Here is a 20328-nt window from a genome sequence, read left to right as displayed (position 1 = left end):
CCAATCACTATATCAAACATTCATATAATATAAAGGTTGAAGTGATTATTACTAATCTTCGGTTTCCCTTATATTGTGGTAATATCACACCCTGAGCGGAGGGATGACCATTGCCGGGGGTCTCAGGGTGTATAATGGTAATAATCCTCCTCCTATCTGGCACATCCCCACCATTTATTAAAAAGGTCCCTCTCTTTATGTGTTCAGCGACAATGCACAAAGTTTATATATAGATTTCATAAAATGAAAAACATCATTATAAATCATTAATAATTGTCAATCGGGATTTAGTAATACTGGTGATAGATGTGGCGCCTGAATCAAAAAAAGCCAAAGACCTTAAAGGGGATTTCTGGGATGCCAAGAACATCCAGATATCCATAGGAGAAATAATAACTGAGGAAAAGCCTCCTGAGGAGGAGGTTAAGGGCCCTAAACCCCGTCCCCACGTGACTGACCTGAGATCATGGGACATGAAACTGCTTGAAAGGTACGAACCATTCTACGCACCATTCTGTGACATGTGCTGTCTCTGCACCTACGGTAAATGTGAACTTCTCGGGAAGAAGGGAGCATGTGGTATAGACGCAGCCACACAGCAGGCAAGGACGGTGCTGCTGGCCTGCCTGATAGGGACAGCCGCCCATGCAGGACACGCAAGGCACCTGGTGGAACACCTCATAGAGAGGTTTGGAGAGGATTATAAGATAGACCTCGGCAGCAACGTGGATATAGAGGCACCAGTAACACGGACGGTGATGGGTAAAAGACCCGCCACACTCGGGGACCTGAGGGAGGTGATGGACTACGCTGAGGAACAGATGTCCCACCTCCTTTCAGCCTGTCACACGGGACAGGAGGGGGACAGCAAGGACTTTGAATCAAAGGCATTCCACGCGGGCCTCATGGATGACCTTACAAGGGAAGTTGCAGACCTGGCCCAGATAGTGGCCCTGGACCTTCCAAAGGGTGACGAGGACGCACCCCTGGTTGAACTTGGATTCGGGACCATAGATACAGAGAAACCGGTTGTTCTCTGCATAGGCCACAACGTGCTGCCAGGCGCAGACATAGTTGACTACCTTGATGAGAATGAAATGGAGGACCAGGTTGAGGTCTGTGGAATCTGCTGTGCAGCAATAGACGTGACCAGGTACAATGAGGCAGCAAAGGTTGTAGGTCCACTATCAAAACAGCTCCGCTTCATAAGAAGTGGCGTTGCAGATGTGATAGTGGTTGATGAACAGTGCGTCAGGACAGATGTACTGGAAGAGGCCCTCAAGAACAGGTCAGCGGTCATAGCCACAACAGATAAGATGTGCCTTGGACTCCCTGACATGACCGATGAGGACCCTGATAAAATCGTGAATGACCTGATAAACGGTAACATAGAGGGTGCCCTGATACTGGACCCTGAAAGGGTGGGTGAGGTGGCTGTTAAGACTGCGATGAAACTTGCACCCATCAGGAAATCCCTCAAAAAGCTGCCAGATATTGATGAGATAATCGAGCTGGCATCAGAGTGCACAGACTGTGGCTGGTGCCAGAGGGTCTGCCCCAACAGCCTCCCGGTCATGGACGCCGTGAAGAAGGCAGCTGAGGGTGACCTCAGCAAACTTGAGGAGATGGCCATTGAGGAGCTCTGCTACACCTGCGGACGCTGCGAACAGGAATGTGAAAGGAACATACCCATAGTATCCATGGTTACAAAGGCAGGTGAGAGGCGGGTCAAGGACGAAAAATACAGGATAAGGGCTGGAAGAGGACCGGCCCAGGACGTTGAGATAAGGAGGGTCGGAGCACCCATCGTCCTGGGGGATATACCCGGAGTGGTGGCATTTGTGGGCTGCTCAAACTACCCTGAGGGTGGAAAGGACGTCGCACTGATGGCAAAGGAGTTCCTTGAGAGGAACTACATCGTGGTAACAACAGGCTGCGGAGCAATGTCCATAGGCGAATACAGGGACGAGGACGGTCAGACGCTCTATGAAAAATATGGTGGACAGTTCGATGCAAAGGGACTCGTCAACATGGGGTCATGCGTTTCAAATGCACACGTATCAGGAGCAGCCATAAAGATAGCCAACATATTCGCACAGAAACCCCTTGAAGGCAACTTTGAGGAGATAGCAGACTACATACTGAACCGTGTGGGTGCATGTGGGGTTGCCTGGGGTGCCTACTCCCAGAAGGCGGCTGCCATAGCAACCGGTGTGAACAGATGGGGAATACCCGTCGTCCTGGGTCCTCACGGATCAAAGTATCGAAGGCTCTTCCTGGGAAGGGCAGATGATGAGGAGAAGTGGAAGCTGAATGACCTCAGAACAGGTGAGGTTATCGATGGGGAGCCAGCACCCGAGCACCTCCTCTACGCAGCAGAGAACCGGGAGGAGGCAACGGTCATGATAGCCAAGCTATGCATAAGGCCAACAGACACACCCAAGGGCCGTCAGATGAAACTCAGCAACTACATAGACCTTCACAGGAAATATCTTGGCACCATCCCGGACGATATAGACAGGTTCATAAGGACCGAGAAGGACATCCCGATAGTCTACAAGAGGGACGTCATGAAGATCCTTGAGGAGAAAAACTGGAAACCCAGGGAGCTTCCAAAGGAACCCTCACTCCTGGAGAGGTGATAGTCTTGAATGACAGAATAATACCATGGCAGCCCACTGTTATAGCCGGGCCAAAACAGGCAATGCTCGTAACACCCGAAACTGCGACCATGATGATAAAAAAGGCCAGGAGACCACTTATGGTTGTAGGGCCACTCGCCAAGCGCCAGGAAGTGCTTGAACATACGGTTAGAATCATAAGGCACTTCGATTTACCGGTGGTAGCAACGGCAGACACCTACAGGGCACTGAGTGAGGCCGGCATAGAATCAGAGCCCCACGGTATCGTGGAGATAACAAACCTCCTGAAGGACCCCTCATGGGAGGGTATCCGCGGTGAGGGCCAGCATGACCTTGTAATATTCATAGGCTGCATATACTACATCGCATCCCAGGGCCTATCAAGCCTCAAACACTTCGCACCACATATAAAGACACTCACAATATGCAAGACATTCCACTCAAATGCAGATGCATCATTCCCGAACATGGATGATGATGAATGGTTCAGATACCTTGAAAAGATGTATGCTGAATTATCAGGATAATGGAGGAATTCAATGTTTGAAGACATACCAGTCGATGTAAGTCCCATGCATGAGGGGGAGAGGATAAGATCAGCCAACATGTTCGTTGAACTGGCAGGTCCCAAATCCATCGGAGCAGAACTGGTCCAGGTTAAGGACGAAGTCGAGGACGGAAAGGTGGAGGTCAGGGGGCCCGAGATAGATGAAATGGAACAGGGCCAGGTGTACCCCTTCGCCATAAACGTTGAGATAGCTGGCAGTGAACTCGAGGAAGAACTTGAAAGCGTCATCGAGAGGAGGCTCCATGAGCTCTGCAACTATGTTAAGGGATTCATGCACCTCAACCAGAGGGACCAGATATGGTGTCGTGTGAGTACAGAGGCAAAGGACGCAGGTTTCAGGCTCGAACACCTCGGAAAGGCGCTTTCGGTCCTCTTCAGGGAGGAGTTCCCCATAATCGAATCAATAGCAGTAACACTCATGACAGATGAGGCAGCGGTCCAGGAATTCCTTGAGACAGCAAGGGAGAAGTATGAGACCAGGGACTCAAGGGCAAGGGAACTTTCAGATGAGGACGTTGATGTCTTCTATGGATGTCTCATGTGTCAGTCCTTCGCACCCACACATGTATGCATAGTAACACCAGACAGGACAGCCCTCTGCGGCGCCATAAACTGGTTCGACTGCCGTGCAGCATACAAGATGGACCCTGACGGCCCGATATTCGAAATTGAAAAGGGTGAAGTCCTGGACCCTGAGAGGGGAGAATATGCAAATGTTAACGCCGCAGTAGAAGAAAATTCCCAGGGCACAACAGAGAGGGTATACCTCCACAGCGTATTCGGTTACCCACACACCTCCTGCGGATGCTTCGAGGCAGTGGCATTCTACATACCTGAACTTGATGGTATAGGTATTGTTAACAGGGACTTCAGGGGAGAAACGCCCCTCGGGATACCATTCTCAGCAATGGCCGGGCAGTGTTCAGGAGGAAAACAGGTTGAAGGTTTCTCAGGTCTCAGCCTTGAATACATGAGGTCACCCAAATTCCTCCAGGCAGACGGAGGATACCACAGGGTGATCTGGATGCCAAGGGAACTCAAGGAATCTGTTCTGGAATTCATCCCGGAGGACGTCCGGGACAAGATTGCAACGGAGGAGGATGCAACATCAATAAAGGATCTCAGAAGATTCCTGAGGGATAATGAACACCCTGTCCTTGAAAGGGCGGCCGTTGAAGAAACTGAACCCGAAGAAGAGGAGGTTGAGGAGGCATACCCTGAGGAGACCCCGATTCCAGAGGGAGTCCCTGTAATGGCAGCACCTGAGATGACCCTCCCGGCGGCCGGAGGATTCAGAATAGTCCTCAAGAATGCAAAGATCTACGCTGAGAAGGTAATAATAAAGCGCAAATAAATCCCTCATGAGTGGTCACGTGATAATAGCAGTAAGTGGCAAGGGCGGTACGGGAAAAACGATGTTCTCAGCTTCCCTCATAAGGATTCTGGCATCAACAGGTGCAGATGTGCTTGCAATAGATGCTGACCCGGACTCAAACCTCCCTGAGGCCCTGGGGGTTCCGGTCAGCGGCACCGTGGGTGATGTCAGGGAACAGCTCAAGAGGGACACGGCTGCAGGCAGGATACCCCCATCGGCGAACAAGTGGGACATGCTCGACTACAGGATAATGGCCTCCATAACCGAAACCAGGGACTTTGACCTCCTTGTCATGGGGCGCCCGGAAGGAAGCGGCTGCTACTGCGCAGTCAACACCATGCTGCGAAGGATAATCGAGAACATAGCAGAGAACTATGACTACATAGTCATAGATACCGAGGCCGGCCTTGAGCACCTCAGCAGGAGGACAACCCAGAACGTTGACATAATGATAGTTGTAACCGACCCGTCAAAGAGGGGGATACTCACCGCACGGAGGATAGTCGAACTCTCACAGGAACTTGAGATAAAATTCAAGAAGGTCTTCCTGGTCCTCAACAGGGTAAGGGAGGGGGACCTTGACAGACTGGAGCTGGATGATGGCCTTGAGGTCATAGGTATCATACCTGAGGACCCCCTTGTCTCCAGTTACGACATGGAGGGCAGACCACTCTATGAGTTACCTGAGGATTCTGAATCATTCAGGGCCATAAAAAAGGTTGCAGAGAAGATTTTAAGTTTATAGAGGTGTGCTTATGGATAAATTAACGGAACTTCTGAAACTACTTCAGAACACGGAATCCATCGAGATAAACGAGTTCAGGATGGATGTTGAGGAACTGGAACTCTATCTGATGCCTGCAGTCCAGCAGGCCATACAGAAAACAGTTGAGGTGAGGGAGGCTGTTGAGGCACTGCCCGCGGAGGAGTTCAACCCACCCATAAGGTCATACCCCGGTGAGGTTGCCCAGGTAAAGCTTGGTGAGGGCACCCGCAAGAGTGTTTACCTTGGGGGGCAGAAGGCCCTCTACAGGTTCGAGGAGCCACAGCCAAACCCACCGGTTGTCACATTTGACGTATTTGACATACCCATGCCTGGACTGCCGAGGCCAATAAGGGAACACTTCAGTGACGTCATGGAGGACCCTGGGGACTGGGCACGTAAGGCCGTGAAGGAATACGGCGCCAACATGGTCACAATACACCTCATAGGAACAGGCCCCAAGGTCATGGACAAATCCCCCAGGGAGGCCGCAAAGGATATCGAGGAGGTCCTCCAGGCAGTGGACGTCCCACTGGTGATAGGGGGATCCGGGGACCCTGAAAAGGACCCGCTGGTCCTTGAAAAGGCTGCAGAGGCAGCTGAAGGTGAAAGGTGCCTCCTTGCATCTGCCAACCTTGACCTGGACTACAGGAAGGTTGCAAGGGCAGCCATCGACCACAACCATGCGGTCCTCTCATGGGCCATCACAGACGTCAACATGCAGAAGACCCTCAACCGTTACCTGCTTAAGGAGGGACTTAAACGTGAGGACATCGTCATGGACCCAACAACATGTGCCCTTGGTTACGGTATAGAATTCTCAATAGACGTCATCACAAGGACCCGGCTGGCAGCCCTCAAGGGGGATTCTGATCTCCAGATGCCAATGTCCTCAGGGACCACAAACGCCTGGGGTTCAAGGGAGGCCTGGATGAAGAAGGATGAATGGGGACCCACAGATTACAGGGGGCCCCTCTGGGAAATCGTAACCGGACTTACCATGATGCTCTCAGGTGTGGACATATTCATGATGCTACACCCCACCTCAGTCAGACTGCTGCGGGAGATAGGTGAAACCTTCACAAGGGAGTACATGACAGCTGAAACACCTGACCTGAGGGAATGGATAACTGAACTTGACTACCAGGAGGTTTAAAATTGCAGGTCACTGCCATGGATGTATACCGTTTACTTCCAAAAACAAACTGTGGTAAATGCAATGAGGCCTCATGCATGGCATTTGCCACAAAGCTCATAGAAAAGGAGGTCACCCTTGATGACTGCCCACAGCTCAGTGGAGATGAAAGACAGAAACTGGAGAACCTTCTGGCCCCTGCTGTGAAGGAAATAACCTTCGGGCCGGAGGAGAATCAGGTGGTTGTGGGTGGTGATGAGGTCCTCTACAGGTATGAACTCACATACTACAATCCAACAGCCCTTGTGGTTGATCTTCCAGATGATCTTCCATCAGAGGAGCTCCTGAACAGAGCCCAAAGGATCATGGACCTGGAGTTTGAGCGTACCGGCGAAAAACTTACTCTCGATGCAATAGCCCTGAGGAACAGATCAGGGAGCCCTGAAAAATTTGCCGAGGCAGCAGAAAACATAAGCAAACTCAACTTCCCTGTGGTCCTGTGCACCTTCGATGCAGAGGCCATGAAGGCGGCCCTTGAGGTCCTGGGTGATCAGAAACCGCTCCTCTACGCCGCCAGGGAGGACAACCTTGGTGAAATGGCGGAACTCTCAGTTTCATACGGCTGCCCCCTCGTGCTTTTCTCACCCGGCGACCTTGAGGAGATGAAGAACCTCTCAAGGAGACTCAGGTCCCTGGGAGTCACTGAAATTGTGCTTGACCCCGGCACATTCACGGGTGAGGGGATAGGTGACACCATAGACAACTTCGTCATGATAAGGCGCCTTGCAGTTGAGGACAGGGATGAGGACTTCCGCTTCCCAATCATGGGCATACCTGCACTCTCAAGACTCACGGTATCCGATAAGATCGAGGCAAACATAAGGGAGGCCACAGTGGCAGCCACCCTCATGAACAGGTACGCTGACATCCTCATACTCGCCGGAACCGAGATATGGGAGATCATGCCGGTCCTAACACTCAGACAGGGACTCTACACCGACCCGAGGAAGCCCCAGGCCGTTGATCCAGGTGTCTATGAATTCGGTGATGTTGATGAGAACTCCCCGGTTATACTCACAACCAACTTCTCACTCACCTACTACACGGTTGAGGGGGACCTCAAGTCAGGTGATGTTACAGCATACCTCCTCGTCCTTGATACAGAGGGCAGGGCCGTGGACGTTTCACTGGCAGGTGGACAGCTCAATGGTCCGGCAGTGGCTGACCTCATAAAGGAGACAGGTATAGAGGAGCGGGTCAGGGACAAGGTCATGATAATCCCTGGACTTGCAGCTCCTGCAAGCGGTGAGATAGAGGATGATACTGGCTGGAAAGTCCTTGTTGGACCAAGGGACTCCTCTGGAATACCAGACTACCTTGATAAACTTGCATCAGAATGAGGGGTGGTTCAGTGAAGATGCTGATGGTCATGGACCCTGCGAGGTGCAGCGGCTGCGATGACTGTATAAATGCGTGCAGGGAAACCCACGGAGTCGCCAGGGCAAGGAAGGGAGATAGGATGCCCCTATTCTGTCTGCAGTGCCATCCAGAGAAGGCTCCCTGCGCAAGGATATGTCCGGTGGGCGCCATAAGGGAGGTTGACGGGGCCCTTGTTGTTGATGAGGAGTCCTGCATACTCTGCAAGCTATGCATGGTGGCCTGCCCGGCTGGCATGATTGTGATGAACACTGAGAAGAAATCAGCAGAGAAATGCACACTCTGCATGGACGCAGACGTCATACTGCCAGCCTGTGTGGAGGCATGCAAGGAGAATGTTCTTAAACTGGTCTCCCTGGATGACCTTGCTGAGCTGAGGGATCGCGCTGACTTCAGTGAGGTCCTTGAGGAGGCAGTGAAGATATACGGGAAAAAGATCTAGCCATCCCCTCTCTCCCCGTAGCCTTGGATTTCAACGTGAAGGGTGTTTATGAACACCCTTATATATTTATATGATTCCTTCAGGTCCTCAATGGGGCCCCTGAAGTAGATGTAGTATATGTATCCTCCCTTTTTGAAGATGAAGGTCACTATCCTTTCATTTTTTGTATCTGCAGTTATCATGTATCCATGTTCACTGTCAACTGTTATATTGCTCCTTGCTATGTTAAGGAGGCCCCTCATATTCAAAACTTCAAGGATGATCTCTGAAAATTCATCGGCAGTTAAACCCTCAGCCCTCCGCCTCTTCATGGCTATTTTGAGATTGTCACTCCAGGCATCAATGAGCCTCTCACCGTCGCGGGTCTCAAAGATGTTCCAGAACCTGGGGTACCTGAAGCTGATTTCACCGTCATGGAATTCCTCTAGATCAGGTTCAACGTCGATGATGTCAATGGCTTCACGTGCCTTCCTCCTCACAAAGAGGTAGGGATCCCTGAGGGCCATGTGGAGATTCTCAAGGGCTGCAGGGTCACCTATGCGTCCGAGGGCCTCGGCAACCTTGCCACGGACATAACGATTTTCATCCCTTCTGCGACCCGCGAGCATCCCTTTAAGCCTGGGCACGGCCCTTCGGGATCCTATCTCACCCAGGGCCTCAACAACCATGGCACGTGTCTGCCATTGCGGGTCTGAAAGTTTCTCAAGGAGGGGGTCCACAGCATATTCACCCATATTAACGACGGCCAGCAGTATATGGCGTCTGACCTCTGTATCGGGGTCATTGAGGTTATCCAGAAGGACTTCAAGGCACCTTTTATCCCCGAATCTTCTTATAACCTTCGCAGCGGTTTTACGGACCATCCATGAACTGTCGCCCAGGGCCCGGGATGCATATCTGAGGCCCAGTTCAGGGTCCAGTCCTGCAATGGACTCAATGGAGTTCCTCCTTATATCCTCTGAGGGATGGTCCACAAATTTTTCAATGGCCCTCAGGGACTCCTCTGATGGGAACTCTGAGAGTGACCTCATTGCACCTATTTTAACTTCATCATCAGGATCCTCAAGGGCCCTGAGGAGGGGTTTAACCGCCGAAGGGTTTCCTATTTTTCCGAGAGCCCTTGCTGCAGCCGCCCTCACACCTGCAAGTATGGGGTAGTCCTTCTGCCATTCCTCATATCTGAGGGCGTCCATGAGGGCATCAGCAGATCTCTCATCTGCCATCCTCTCAAGGGCAACTGCGGCCTCCCTTCTAACGGTAAAATCATGGCTTTTGAGGGCATCTATGAGGCCGGAAACATCATTGGACATCAGAAGAGCATTGATCTTATCGGTGAATGCAATCACAATCCCCCCTAAATCTCTAATTTATAATCTAACCTGGAAAAAATAAGTTTTGTGGTTTTTCAGGGATCAGCGATTTCAGAGGCAAGCTTCATGGCTTTATCTTCTCCGTATATAATCTTCATATTCCAGAGGAATGTGAGGAATGATTTAAGGGGGGTGGGGTCCTTTCCAATCCCTCTTTTCTCGATGTAGCCAACTGTTTTCTCCAGGGATGTTTTATCCCCCGCCACACTGTAAATCAGTGCGGCATCAGAATAATGTGCCAGACAGTATACATTTTCGTCTCCATCCCCCTGAAATGATCCATCAGGGCGCTGATGAGAATTTAACCATTCAGAACCCCTTTTTATTGAATCGAGAACTCTGGTGTCATTTGTGGAGAGGTAGTAAAGTGCAAGTCCCTTTAGTATGCCAATATTCTCGTAGGCTCTGGAACTCCATGAGCCATCAGCCCCCTGTTCTTCAATGACGGAATATAAGATTCCACTTTTGTTGGAGGGATACATGCCAGCCACCTGGGACTTTGTTTTGATCTTAAGATATTCACTTCCAAAAGGGACTTGAGATTTTCTGAGGGGCTCTATATTTATTTCATCCCCATTTATCTGGGAATCCACAAAATTCAAACCCCTATCAACAATTTCCTGGCTTTCAGATGACCTTATCGCCATGAGTGGATAGACAGTCTGCATTGTGGTTAGGGTGTACTCTGCAGGCGGCATACCCCCAGGGAATGAACCATTATCCATCTGCTTGTACCTGAGCCATTTTATAAGGTACTCACCCCTTGATGTGAGGGCTCCGTTCCCTGTTCTGCTTCCCATGTCAATATAAAGAGCAGCTATCATGGCGTTGCTCTCATAGGAACCCTTGAACAGGTTTCCAAATTCAAGGTCCTCTGCAGGGTCATTATATGATGTTCCACCCACCTCGGAATAGGAATACCCATTCCAGAATTTCTCAATGAACTCCACAACCTTCCCATCTTCGCCATTCACAGTTATGCTTGAGTAATTTGACTGGATTCCGGGATTCTTAATGTACCTGTAAACCGACACGTCTCCCGATACAAAACATGTCTTGAAGTGAGGATCCACAGGCAGCTGCAGGCCGATACCTTTCATGTGCATTGATTTTGAGATGTATATGTAACTTATGTTGTTTCTTTCCAGAAGGTAACTGGTTTCTGATGGTATCGATGACTGAAAGATGGCCGATACCTCATCGCGGGTCACGGTATTCTCCTTAAGGGATGGGGCGCTTCCCATGAAACCTTCATACACTGTTTTCCAGAGCAGAACATCTCTCCGGTGGGTGTTACCAATGAGTGAGTAGGAATCCTCTATCGCTGATAGAAAAACAGCGTCCTGGGGCGTGTTATCATTTATCCATCTGAAGGCAGCGTTCTGCTGAGGGCTGGGTGTGGTTACTCCGGTATATGCAATGGCAGCCCCCTGGGCCAGAGGCATCAGCACTAGAAGTGCAAAAATACCAGTCCGTAGGAAGGGTTTGACGTCCCTTTTCATGATAGAGTAACTATTAAAGCGCTTTGAGGCGTACAGCCTTCCCTTCACCTCACTGAAAGCATAACCTCCCATAAGAGAGAGGGGTATGGCTGCATAGGGATCCCTAAATCTGAAGGAGTAGGTCCCTATAATCATGAAGGCAGTGGCCCATATTATGAGGAACCTGTGGATTGGATTCTTTGATCTTAGGAGCAGGGAGGCCCCGTAAATCCCGAGTATTAGCTGCAACACACCCATCCACTTGGGAAAGCCAAGTATTGTTACTGGAACTGACTGAAACCTTGCAGCAAATGTTATAAACTCAATGATGCCCGCACCGATTAAGAGGAATATCAGGCCAAATTCTAGGGGTCTTTTCCTGAATGATGGTGTGAGGAACGTAACAGCGAGAAGTAGCAGGGCGATTAAAAGGAAAACCCACCCCCTGTGGGTGAAGAGATAGATGACGAAAAGAGCCAGACCTCCGAGTATGTAACGCAGATCACCCCTGAAGAGATTGCTAAATGCTTTGAGCTCAAATTTATCTATGTCAGGGTAACCAGGTGTTGTTTTAAGATACTTCACAAGCATGTAAAGGATTCCTGAGGTGAGCAACAGACCCATGGATTCCGGTATAAAGACTGATGTCCTTGCAACAAATGAGGGCACCATTGAAAAGAGGAATGCGGAAAGTAGGGCTACATCTTCCCTTTCAAATGTTTCACGGGCAACTTTGTAGATAACAAGAACGGTTGCTGTTCCAAGGAGGGGGCTTATGAAGAAGAAGACCAGTTCTGAGCGGAATAAAAGGTAAAGACCATAGCCCATCACATGGAAGAGGGGAGGGTATGCATATGCCTTTAAACCCATAAGAGATGGTATGTCATGCCCTATAATCCCAAGCCCTTCCCTGGCGATTCTCATGACAATATCATGGTGGATGTATGCGTCGTTCCCTGCAAGTGTAAAGTTCCGGCTCGGTATTAGTCTTACGATAAACGTCATGATGGCTATCACTGTTAGATAGACTCTTCTCCTATGGATTTTATCTATCAAAGAAACCAACTCACTTTAAATCATTCATTGTTAATAGTTTCCTTCTTCATGATCTAAAGAATATCTCTGAGTATCCTTAACATTGAAGGATAGTCCTTTAAAATCCTCAGAAGGGATATCTTTGAAATTGAACTTAAATCTTTTCCCTCAAGGGATTTCAGCAGGGCATTGAGTTCCTCATCACCGAGCCCATCAAGGATTTTCCTGAATTTGAGTGACCTTTCAAGGTTCTTACCAACCTTTTTGCGCCATCTCATCTCATACCTTGAGAGGAATCTGCCGTCAACCCTTCCAGATTCAATGGCCTCGGCGGCAACCTCACCGGCGATTTTTGCGCATTCAGCTGCAACGTGTATCCCACCACCGGTGAGGGGGTCAACCTGTCCGGCGGCATCCCCCACAACCAGGAGACCATCCGTGAAGGTCCTCTCAATGGGTCCGCAAACAGGTACAGCTCCTGCATTGAATTCTATCCTCTTAAATCCTCTCTCCTCCATGAACCTGTTGAGATAGCTGAGGGGACCCCTCTCTGAGCAGCTTTTTCTCCGTATTCCAAGTCCCACATTTGCCCTTCCTTCACCCTTGGGGAACACCCAGAGATAACCTGATGGTGCAAAACGGCTCCCGAAGTAGAATTCCATGGTTTCGGGGTCCACGTCCATACCTGCAACCTCGTACTGGACACAGGAGCAGAGGTCAGCTGGCCTGAAACCTGTTTCAAGACCGGCCTTCCTGGCGATGCTGGACTGCACACCGTCTGCGGCAATCACCATTCCACATTCAACCTCCTGGACTCCATCGGGCCCCCTGAACACCACACCACTGACTGATCCCTCCCTGAATATTAGGTCCCCTGCGATGGACATTGTGAGTACATCGGCGCCGGCTTCAGCGGCCCTCAGTGCAAGGTACTTGTCGAAGGACTTTCTTTCGAGGATATATCCCCTCACAACAGGATTTTCTGTCACAATCCTGGCACCGAGGGGTCCGTTCACCGCGGCTGCCCGGATCCTTGTGCATGTGAACTCAGGAAGCGGTTTTAAACCTGTTGATTTGAAGAAACTGTCACTCACTCCGCCTGCACACTGCACAGGGGTCCCGATTTCAGGGTTACGCTCCAGTAACAGAACACTGAGGCCCAGCCTTGCAGCGTGATAGGCCGCTGTTGAACCGGCTACCCGTCCACCAATAACCACCACATCATATTTCATGATAGCACCTTATTGCATCCACTGGACAGACCGCAGCACAGTCACCACATTCACTGCAGCCTTCACCCACCATCAGTTCATATTCGAGTTCAAGGACATCAAATGGACAGACACTAACACAGGCACCGCACCGCATACAGATTGATCCATCATGCTTCAATTGACCACCACTATGGATATGGTCATCAGATTGAATTAAGTTTACCAGCCACACACGACCGTTAAATTAATATACCACTTTCTACTACTAATCAATTATCATGCAGGGGTGCCCGAGCGGCCAAAGGGGGAGGACTTAAGATCCTCTGGCGCAGGCCTTCGAGGGTTCGAATCCCTTCCCCTGCACTAAGAATTTTAACGGTTCTGATCATGTTATGATTGCCTTAGTGGCTCAGGTGGTAGAGCGATGCCTTGGTAAGGCATAGGTCGGGGGTTCGAATCCCCCCTAAGGCTTTTCTACTGATTTTAAGGTGTTCTAATGGAGAAAAAAATTGCCCAGATTTCAGATGTGCACTTCGGTGAGAAGAACTTCTCAGATCAGCTCAGGAAAAATCTTCTACACCAGCTTGAAAATGAGAACCCTGACCTCATAATAGTCTCAGGTGACCTCACAACAGAGGGATACTCACACGAGTATGAACTTGCAGCAGCATTTGTGGATGAACTTAGGACCATCACATCCACCTACACAATCCCCGGCAACCATGATGCAAGGAATGTGGGTCTTATCCACTTTGAGAAGTTAATAGGAAGGAGGAAGTTTGTCCACCACGACTCTGAATTCGCGGTTATAGGCCTTGACTCTTCTGAGCCAGATATAAACGACGGTCAGATAGGAATGGATCAACTTGACTGGCTCAGGAAGGAACTTGAACGTGTTCCTGATCACCTGTGCAAGATAGTCACATTTCACCACCACCTGCTACCCATACCCAACACAGGGCGTGAGAGGAACATCCTCCTGGACTCAGGTGACCTTCTTAAACTCCTGAAGGAATACGGTGTGGATTTTGTGCTCAACGGACACAAGCATGTGCCTAATGTGTGGATGATTGAGGGAATGGTTACACTTAACTCCGGCACAGCCACAACAAGGAAACTGAGGGGTGAGACATTCCCTTCACACAACCAGCTAAGAATAAACGATGACAGGATTTCAGTTGACCTCATAAACACTGAGAACGGCTCGGTGAGGGAAATAGCCAGTTACTCTGTCCGGGTTGAGGATGAGGAATACAGGATATGCTCCTATATGCACTCCATATGAACACCCGGGGGCCTCATCATCAATAAATTCATTTTTGATGCAAAGCTTGATATACCAGCAGAACATAACTGTTCTCTAATAGAGAAAATAAATATGCATAATATGATCTAAAATGCAGATGTCAGAAGGAATGGCTGAGGGGTGGTTGCATTGACCAAGGCCTTTGATATACTCATGGCGGGTGTGATCTCAGGGATAGTTGCATTCACAACCTCAAAGCTGGGAGTTGGTGGAACCGTCATGGGCGCCGTTCTGGGTTCAATGCTGTATCAGCTGCTTTCCCACTACTTCAGGGAGCCCCTCAAGAATGTTAAAACAGAGAGGGTTGAGAGCAGGGCGGTCTTTGCAATACCACTCATCATTATCGTCATAATCGAGTTCATCTACCTTCTTGGAAATTTCCAGTGGAGGCCACAGCAGATATTCTACTTACTTGAGGAGGCCACATCCTGGAACCTCTTCAGGTCAATAGGTGTGGGTCTCATGGTGATGGGTATATACCCCCTGTTACAGCCAGAGACCATAAAGAAATCCTATGGTTATGTGCTCCTCCTAATGGGCTTCATCGTCCTGCTAAGGGGCCTTGTGGATGTGAACTCGCCCCTGGTAACTGTTTACAGGGCTATTTTCTATGAATTCGACGTTCTGATAACCGTTACGGTTATTCTTAGCCTTATCTACATGATCATCTCCATATTCAGGGAATCTGTTGTTATAGTAATTGAAGATGAGGTGTCTGAGGAGAATGAAAAATAAGACAAAGAATGCTACTCTAAAATCGATCATAGATGTCATCCTCTATGAGAACCCGTCCACACAGGATGAAATCGCTGAACGCCTTGGCATAACAAGGAGGTACGTCACCAAGCTTCTGCAGCCCCTCATCAGGGAGGGCGTTGTTAGGAGGGCCTACATTGTGGATATAAAGAAATTTGATGAATTCCCTGAGCTCTTCGGTGAGGAGGTAACCTCGAGGGAATACGCTGGAAGCTTCTTCATAAAGGAGATACTCAGGGACATGGCACAGCATGTGTGCAAACAGCTCAACAAATCCTTCAGGTCCCTTGAGGAGTACGATGAGGATCTTGCAAATGAGGCCCTCAAGATGGATTACATAACAAACACAATGCATGAGAAGGTGCGCTCCTCTGTTGATACTGCAATAGCAATGAATCCCTACTCTGAGTTCAGCAAGACAATGGCCTTTACAGAGATAGCCTATGACCTTGAAAGGATAGGTGACCATTCAGCGATAATAGCAAACTTTGCCATAAAGGAGTCCTATGAGGTTGACCCTGCAATGATGGAGTACCTCAGGGATATGTTCTCCATTGCCGTTGAGATGGTGAAAACTGCGATGGACGCCTTCCTGAATGAGAAACTGGAACTGAAGGCAACTCTCATGTCCCTCGAGGATGATATTCACAGGATCCAGAAGAATGCCCTTAACTGTGTCGCCACCCAGATGGCTGAAACACCCTTTGAGGATAAGGAGAGGTCAACCTATTACATATCCCTTTCCAGGGTTGTTAAGACCCTTGAGAGAATAGCAGATATATCCATTGAGATATTCGACACTGCAGGTGAATACTACAGGAACATCCCGAGGACAACCACACCTGAACGCTTCAGGCGGAGGGAGAGAGAGGAGTCCTGATTAAGGTTCACCTGTTCCTCTTTTCTCTTTCCATGTACTCTTTTATCTTTTTCTCCTCCCATTCCTTACCCAGGAACCTATCACCTATAAAAACTCCGAAGGCATGCCATATTATTCCTATTCCCCAGAATACTGTTATCCAGTAGAACCACCATGTCCCGGGAGTTGAGAGGAGGTTTATGAGGAAGAGTGTAAGGTTAACTATTGTAAAAACTGATATGTGGATGTAAAATCCCTTGAGATCCTCTACTCTCTTCCTGGCTCTTTTGTATTCGTCGTCTTCCATATTTCTGACCCATTAAGTGTTCTGTAATCTGCTTCTAATATTCTTTTCTCCTCGCCGTCGTACTGTATTTCTTCGATTTCGAAGAATTTTCTGAAGGCTGGTTCCCGGACCTTTTCCTCGTAGACGTGGGATATGAGTCCTGGGAGGCGTCCTATCATGAATAATCCTGCTCCGGTCCTCCAGTCGAATCCCATGTCTGATAGTATACCGGCGTTGGCCCCGTCAACGTTCATCCGGACTCCCTTGCGTTCCAGGAGTATCTCCTGGACCTCCAGTGCAAGGCTGGTGTGGGGTCCCACACAGCCGTAATCCTCTGCAAGTTCCAGTAACCTGACGGCCCGGGGGTCGGCGTTGTGGTAGCGGTGCCCGAACCCGGGGATCCTCCTGCTGGCCTGGAGGTGATCATCCACCAGCCTCAGGGCAGCATCAGGGATCTCATCCTCAGACTCGCAGGACGAGACGGTCTCCTGGAAGAGCTTCATGGAACGCTCAATGGCACCCGCATGATTCTTACCAAAGGCAAGCAGACCCCCGGCAATACAGGCATGAACCGGAGAACCCGCCGAGGCAATCATACGGGCAGCCTGGGTACTCGGCGGAGTAACACCATGATCACAGAAGGACACCAGGACAGCCTCAAGCATACGCGCAACATTCTGAGGGGGAAGCTCACCCCTGATCAGAAGATAAACCATCTCAGAAAAGGAAACACCACCAATAAGATCCTCCTGAGAATAACCCCTCGTAACAATACGGTTGGGCTCAACACGCGTAATGGAAGTCCTCCACCTGGGATTTTTAACCCGCAGTATATCATTTATTATCCCTTCGTTCATCATATCACTCCATCTGATCTTCATGTATTTAAATCTTAATGCATTTAGTGCACCCTTATTCACTTATTGTGAATTAAATTTCTCTGCGCATAGGGCTTAGTTCACAAAATAGGTAATTAAGTACACAAAAATAGTAAATTTTAAATAGTTCTAGGATAAGGTAAAGGTTGAGGTGATAAAATGGACACCAAACTGATCATAGGAATAGTCGTGGCAATTGTAATTATTGCAGGCGCAGTCCTGGCACTTGGAGGTGGCGGACAGCAGGAGAAGATAGACATTGTTGGTTCAACATCTGTCCAGCCAGTTGCAGAGAAACTTGCAGCTGAGTACATGAAGAAGCACCCCGATGTTAAGATAAACGTCCAGGGCGGCGGATCCAGTGTCGGTATCAAGAGTGCCGCTGACGACACAGCAGACATCGGAACAAGTTCAAAGGAACTCAAGCCCGATGAGAAGAAGGGCCTCACAGAATACCTTATAGGTAAGGATGGAATAGCCATAATCGTAAACAGCAAGAACACAGTCTCAGACCTAACAAAGGACCAGGTGAAGGATATCTTCAGCGGTAAGATAACCAACTGGAAGGAGGTCGGAGGCCCCGATGCAAAGATAACAGTGGTAACACGTGAAGACGGCTCAGGAACCAGGAAGGCCTTCGAGGAAATAGTGATGGGTAAAGAGACCAAGATAAAGAAGGATGCCATAGTTGAAAGTTCAACAGAGGCAGTTAAACAGGCAGTTAAACAGGATCCAAACGCCATAGGATTCATATCACTCGCCAATCTCGATGAAACAGTCAAGGCACTTAAAATAGATGGTGTCGCACCATCAGAGCAGACAGTCGCAGATGGATCCTACAAGATACAGAGACCATTCCTGTTCCTGGTAAAGGGCAGCGCAAAGGGTGCAGTTAAGGACTTCATAGACTGGGTCCTCAGCCCGGAGGGACAGGCAATAATCAAATCAGAAAAGGTTGTACCAGCAAAGGCCTAGTGGTTTTCAAAACCACAAAATTTTTTCTTTCCGTCACCTTCAAGTGAACTTTATTAACCAATAGGTGAAATCAATAACTGAAGGTGATGGACATGGAGCTGAAACCCAAAAACATCCTCATAATAATCATTATCATCGCACTCGCATACCTCATGATCAAACCCGGAGCAGACTATGAGAGAATTGAAATTGCTGGTTCCACATCTGTTCAGCCAGTTGCAGAGGAACTTGCAGCTGAGTACATGAGGAAGCACCCCGATGTTAAGATAAACGTCCAGGGCGGCGGTTCCGGGATGGGTATAAGGACGGTCCAGCAGGGAATAGTCGATATAGGGACCAGCTCAAAGGCCCTGAAACCTGAGGAAAAGGACGACCTTCATGAATACGTGATAGGTAAGGATGGTATAGTGATAGCCGTTAACAACCAGAACCCCGTCGATGATCTGACAGTGGACCAGCTCAGGGATATCTTCAGCGGTAAGATAACCAACTGGAAGGAGGTCGGAGGCCCCGATGCAGAGATACATGTGATAGTCCGTGAGGAGGGATCAGGGACCAGAAGCTCATTCAAATCACTTGTCATGAAGGACGAGAAGATAAGGTCCGATGCAATCGTTCAGGGCTCCACAGAATCCGTGAAACAGGCCATAAAGAGCGACCCCTACGCAATTGGATTCGTTTCAATGGCACATATGAGTTCCGATGTGAAGGCACTTGAGGTGAATGGAGTGACACCCTCAGAGACCACCATAGCAGACGGATCCTATCCACTGGTGGTCCCATTCGAATTCCTGACAAAGGGAGAACCCAGGGGAGTCGTAAAGGACTTCATAAAGTGGGTTTTCTCACCTGAAGGGCAGGCCATTGTAAGGAGCCAGAAGGTTGTACCGGCAATAGCAAATGTCTCGGATGATACCTAGGAGGTAAAGCATGATCAGCAAAACAAGGGAAAAACTCATTGAGAAGGGTCTTTTCATAACCGCAATATTCTCAATAATCGCCATCCTTCTCATAATAGTCTTCATATTCAGGGAGGGATTCCCCATATTCCAGGGGTATGGGGTCACAAACTTCATCTTTGGAATGGACTGGGCACCTTCAGATGGTAAGTACGGCATCTTCACCATGATCGTCGGGTCACTGTACATAACCTTTCTGTCCCTGGCCATAGCCGTCCCACTTTCAATCCTATGCGCAATATTCATGGCTGAGGTGTCACCTGAAATAATGCGCAGGATACTCAAACCGGTAATAGAGACCCTTGCAGCAATACCATCAGTGGTATATGGTTTCTTTGGGCTGATCATCCTGGTACCCTTCATAAGGTCCAGCCTTGGAGGTACCGGTTTCGGACTTCTAACAGCATCACTCATACTCACGGTCATGATAATGCCAACAATAATCAGTGTCTCAGAGGATGCCATAAGATCAGTGCCACTGGAGTACAAGGAGGCCTCCCTTGCACTTGGGGCCACCCAGTGGCAGACCATCAGGAAGGTGATATTCCCGGCGGCACTGCCAGGCATCATCACATCAATCATCCTCGGGATGGGTCGTGCCATCGGTGAGACCCTGGCAGTTATCATGGTGGCCGGTAACGTCACCCAGATACCATCATCGATACTGGACCCTGTAAGGGCCCTCACATCCAACATAGCACTGGAGATGGGCTACGCCACCGGGCTGCACTACAGCGCACTCTTCGGGACCGCCATCATCCTGTTTTTTGTCATAATGGCTCTGCTGGTGGTTGCCAACTACTTCCACTACAAGAAAAAGATAGTTATAGGTGGAGGATATCTCTAG

19 protein-coding genes and 2 tRNA genes are annotated in these 20328 nt (G+C 49.3%); 15 read left to right on the top strand and 6 right to left on the bottom strand.

Annotated features, from left to right (window positions below; translation table 11 throughout):
- Nucleotides 1-299: 299 nt before the first annotated feature.
- The 7 genes from cdhA to C7452_RS05970 are packed head-to-tail and all read left to right on the top strand — an operon-like array spanning nt 300 to nt 8362.
- Nucleotides 300-2642 carry a CO dehydrogenase/acetyl-CoA synthase complex subunit alpha gene (cdhA, locus tag C7452_RS06000; protein ID WP_115892573.1) on the top strand — a complete coding sequence of 781 codons (2343 nt, stop codon included), beginning with the start codon at nt 300-302 and terminating at the stop codon, nt 2640-2642.
- Nucleotides 2639-3169, top strand: coding sequence for a CO dehydrogenase/acetyl-CoA synthase complex subunit epsilon (cdhB, locus tag C7452_RS05995; protein ID WP_115892572.1), 531 nt, complete (start codon nt 2639-2641; stop codon nt 3167-3169). Before cdhA ends, cdhB begins: the two co-directional genes overlap by 4 nt.
- A gap of 12 nt (nt 3170-3181) precedes the next feature.
- Nucleotides 3182-4564: a CO dehydrogenase/CO-methylating acetyl-CoA synthase complex subunit beta gene (cdhC, locus tag C7452_RS05990; RefSeq protein WP_115892571.1), complete on the top strand. Its 1383-nt coding sequence runs from the start codon at nt 3182-3184 to the stop codon at nt 4562-4564.
- 19 nt (nt 4565-4583) lie between these two features.
- On the top strand, nt 4584-5330 hold the full coding sequence (locus C7452_RS05985; RefSeq protein ID WP_115892570.1) for an ATP-binding protein: 747 nt from the start codon (nt 4584-4586) through the stop codon (nt 5328-5330).
- Nucleotides 5331-5340: 10 nt separating this feature from the next.
- Nucleotides 5341-6504, top strand: a complete 1164-nt coding sequence (cdhD, locus tag C7452_RS05980; RefSeq protein ID WP_115892569.1) for a CO dehydrogenase/acetyl-CoA synthase subunit delta — start codon at nt 5341-5343, stop codon at nt 6502-6504.
- Nucleotides 6505-6506: 2 nt separating this feature from the next.
- Nucleotides 6507-7883, top strand: a complete 1377-nt coding sequence (acsC, locus tag C7452_RS05975) for an acetyl-CoA decarbonylase/synthase complex subunit gamma (RefSeq protein WP_115892568.1) — start codon at nt 6507-6509, stop codon at nt 7881-7883.
- Between the two features lie 17 nt (nt 7884-7900).
- Nucleotides 7901-8362, top strand: coding sequence for a 4Fe-4S dicluster domain-containing protein (locus C7452_RS05970; RefSeq protein WP_197538719.1), 462 nt, complete (start codon nt 7901-7903; stop codon nt 8360-8362).
- On the opposite strand, the gene C7452_RS05965 is transcribed toward C7452_RS05970, so the two are convergent.
- From C7452_RS05965 to C7452_RS05950, 4 genes are all read right to left on the bottom strand, one after another.
- Nucleotides 8359-9708, bottom strand: coding sequence for a HEAT repeat domain-containing protein (locus tag C7452_RS05965; protein ID WP_115892567.1), 1350 nt, complete (start codon nt 9706-9708; stop codon nt 8359-8361). The two genes, C7452_RS05970 and C7452_RS05965, sit on opposite strands and share 4 nt — an antisense overlap.
- Before the next feature lie 59 nt (nt 9709-9767).
- Nucleotides 9768-12218, bottom strand: coding sequence for a glycosyltransferase family 39 protein (locus C7452_RS05960; protein ID WP_115892566.1), 2451 nt, complete (start codon nt 12216-12218; stop codon nt 9768-9770).
- A gap of 104 nt (nt 12219-12322) precedes the next feature.
- Nucleotides 12323-13480 carry an NAD(P)/FAD-dependent oxidoreductase gene (locus C7452_RS05955; protein ID WP_115892565.1) on the bottom strand — a complete coding sequence of 386 codons (1158 nt, stop codon included), beginning with the start codon at nt 13478-13480 and terminating at the stop codon, nt 12323-12325.
- Nucleotides 13470-13640: a 4Fe-4S dicluster domain-containing protein gene (locus C7452_RS05950; protein WP_245942873.1), complete on the bottom strand. Its 171-nt coding sequence runs from the start codon at nt 13638-13640 to the stop codon at nt 13470-13472. Before C7452_RS05950 ends, C7452_RS05955 begins: the two co-directional genes overlap by 11 nt.
- 102 nt (nt 13641-13742) lie before the next feature.
- Here C7452_RS05950 and C7452_RS05945 point away from each other — a divergent pair.
- The 5 genes from C7452_RS05945 (at nt 13743) to C7452_RS05925 (ending at nt 16404) form a co-directional block, all read left to right on the top strand.
- Nucleotides 13743-13825, top strand: a tRNA-Leu gene (locus C7452_RS05945).
- 35 nt (nt 13826-13860) lie between these two features.
- Nucleotides 13861-13933 (top strand) — tRNA-Thr (locus tag C7452_RS05940).
- 25 nt (nt 13934-13958) lie between these two features.
- Nucleotides 13959-14747, top strand: coding sequence for a metallophosphoesterase family protein (locus C7452_RS05935; RefSeq protein WP_115892564.1), 789 nt, complete (start codon nt 13959-13961; stop codon nt 14745-14747).
- A 141-nt stretch (nt 14748-14888) separates the two neighbouring features.
- Entirely contained in the window at nt 14889-15503 is a 615-nt protein-coding gene (locus C7452_RS05930; RefSeq protein WP_010877329.1) for a hypothetical protein, read from the top strand.
- A complete protein-coding gene (locus tag C7452_RS05925; protein WP_010877330.1) occupies nt 15493-16404 on the top strand; it encodes a phosphate signaling complex PhoU family protein in 912 nt (303 codons plus the stop codon). Before C7452_RS05930 ends, C7452_RS05925 begins: the two co-directional genes overlap by 11 nt.
- 7 nt (nt 16405-16411) lie before the next feature.
- Here the strand turns inward: C7452_RS05925 and C7452_RS05920 are convergent, their stop codons facing one another.
- Together C7452_RS05920 and C7452_RS05915 are read right to left on the bottom strand one after the other, a co-directional pair.
- Nucleotides 16412-16690, bottom strand: coding sequence for a 2TM domain-containing protein (locus C7452_RS05920; RefSeq protein WP_010877331.1), 279 nt, complete (start codon nt 16688-16690; stop codon nt 16412-16414).
- Nucleotides 16651-17529, bottom strand: a complete 879-nt coding sequence (locus C7452_RS05915; protein WP_115892563.1) for a citryl-CoA lyase — start codon at nt 17527-17529, stop codon at nt 16651-16653. The genes C7452_RS05920 and C7452_RS05915 overlap by 40 nt, the downstream gene beginning before the upstream one ends.
- Nucleotides 17530-17706: 177 nt before the next feature.
- Between C7452_RS05915 and C7452_RS05910 the strand changes: the two genes are divergently transcribed.
- The 3 genes from C7452_RS05910 (at nt 17707) to pstC (ending at nt 20328) form a co-directional block, all read left to right on the top strand.
- Nucleotides 17707-18522, top strand: coding sequence for a phosphate ABC transporter substrate-binding protein (locus tag C7452_RS05910; RefSeq protein WP_115892562.1), 816 nt, complete (start codon nt 17707-17709; stop codon nt 18520-18522).
- A 92-nt stretch (nt 18523-18614) separates the two neighbouring features.
- The gene (locus C7452_RS05905) at nt 18615-19442 is read left to right on the top strand and encodes a phosphate ABC transporter substrate-binding protein (RefSeq protein WP_211305657.1); all 828 of its coding nucleotides are present in this window, start codon (nt 18615-18617) and stop codon (nt 19440-19442) included.
- A gap of 10 nt (nt 19443-19452) precedes the next feature.
- Nucleotides 19453-20328: a phosphate ABC transporter permease subunit PstC gene (gene pstC, locus C7452_RS05900; protein ID WP_115892560.1), complete on the top strand. Its 876-nt coding sequence runs from the start codon at nt 19453-19455 to the stop codon at nt 20326-20328.

The organism is Methanothermobacter defluvii, assembly GCF_003385755.1.
GTDB classification, from domain to species: domain Archaea; phylum Methanobacteriota; class Methanobacteria; order Methanobacteriales; family Methanothermobacteraceae; genus Methanothermobacter; species Methanothermobacter thermautotrophicus.
The sequence above is the reverse complement of the archived record's forward strand: the minus strand, read 5'-3'. Positions and strand labels throughout refer to the sequence as shown.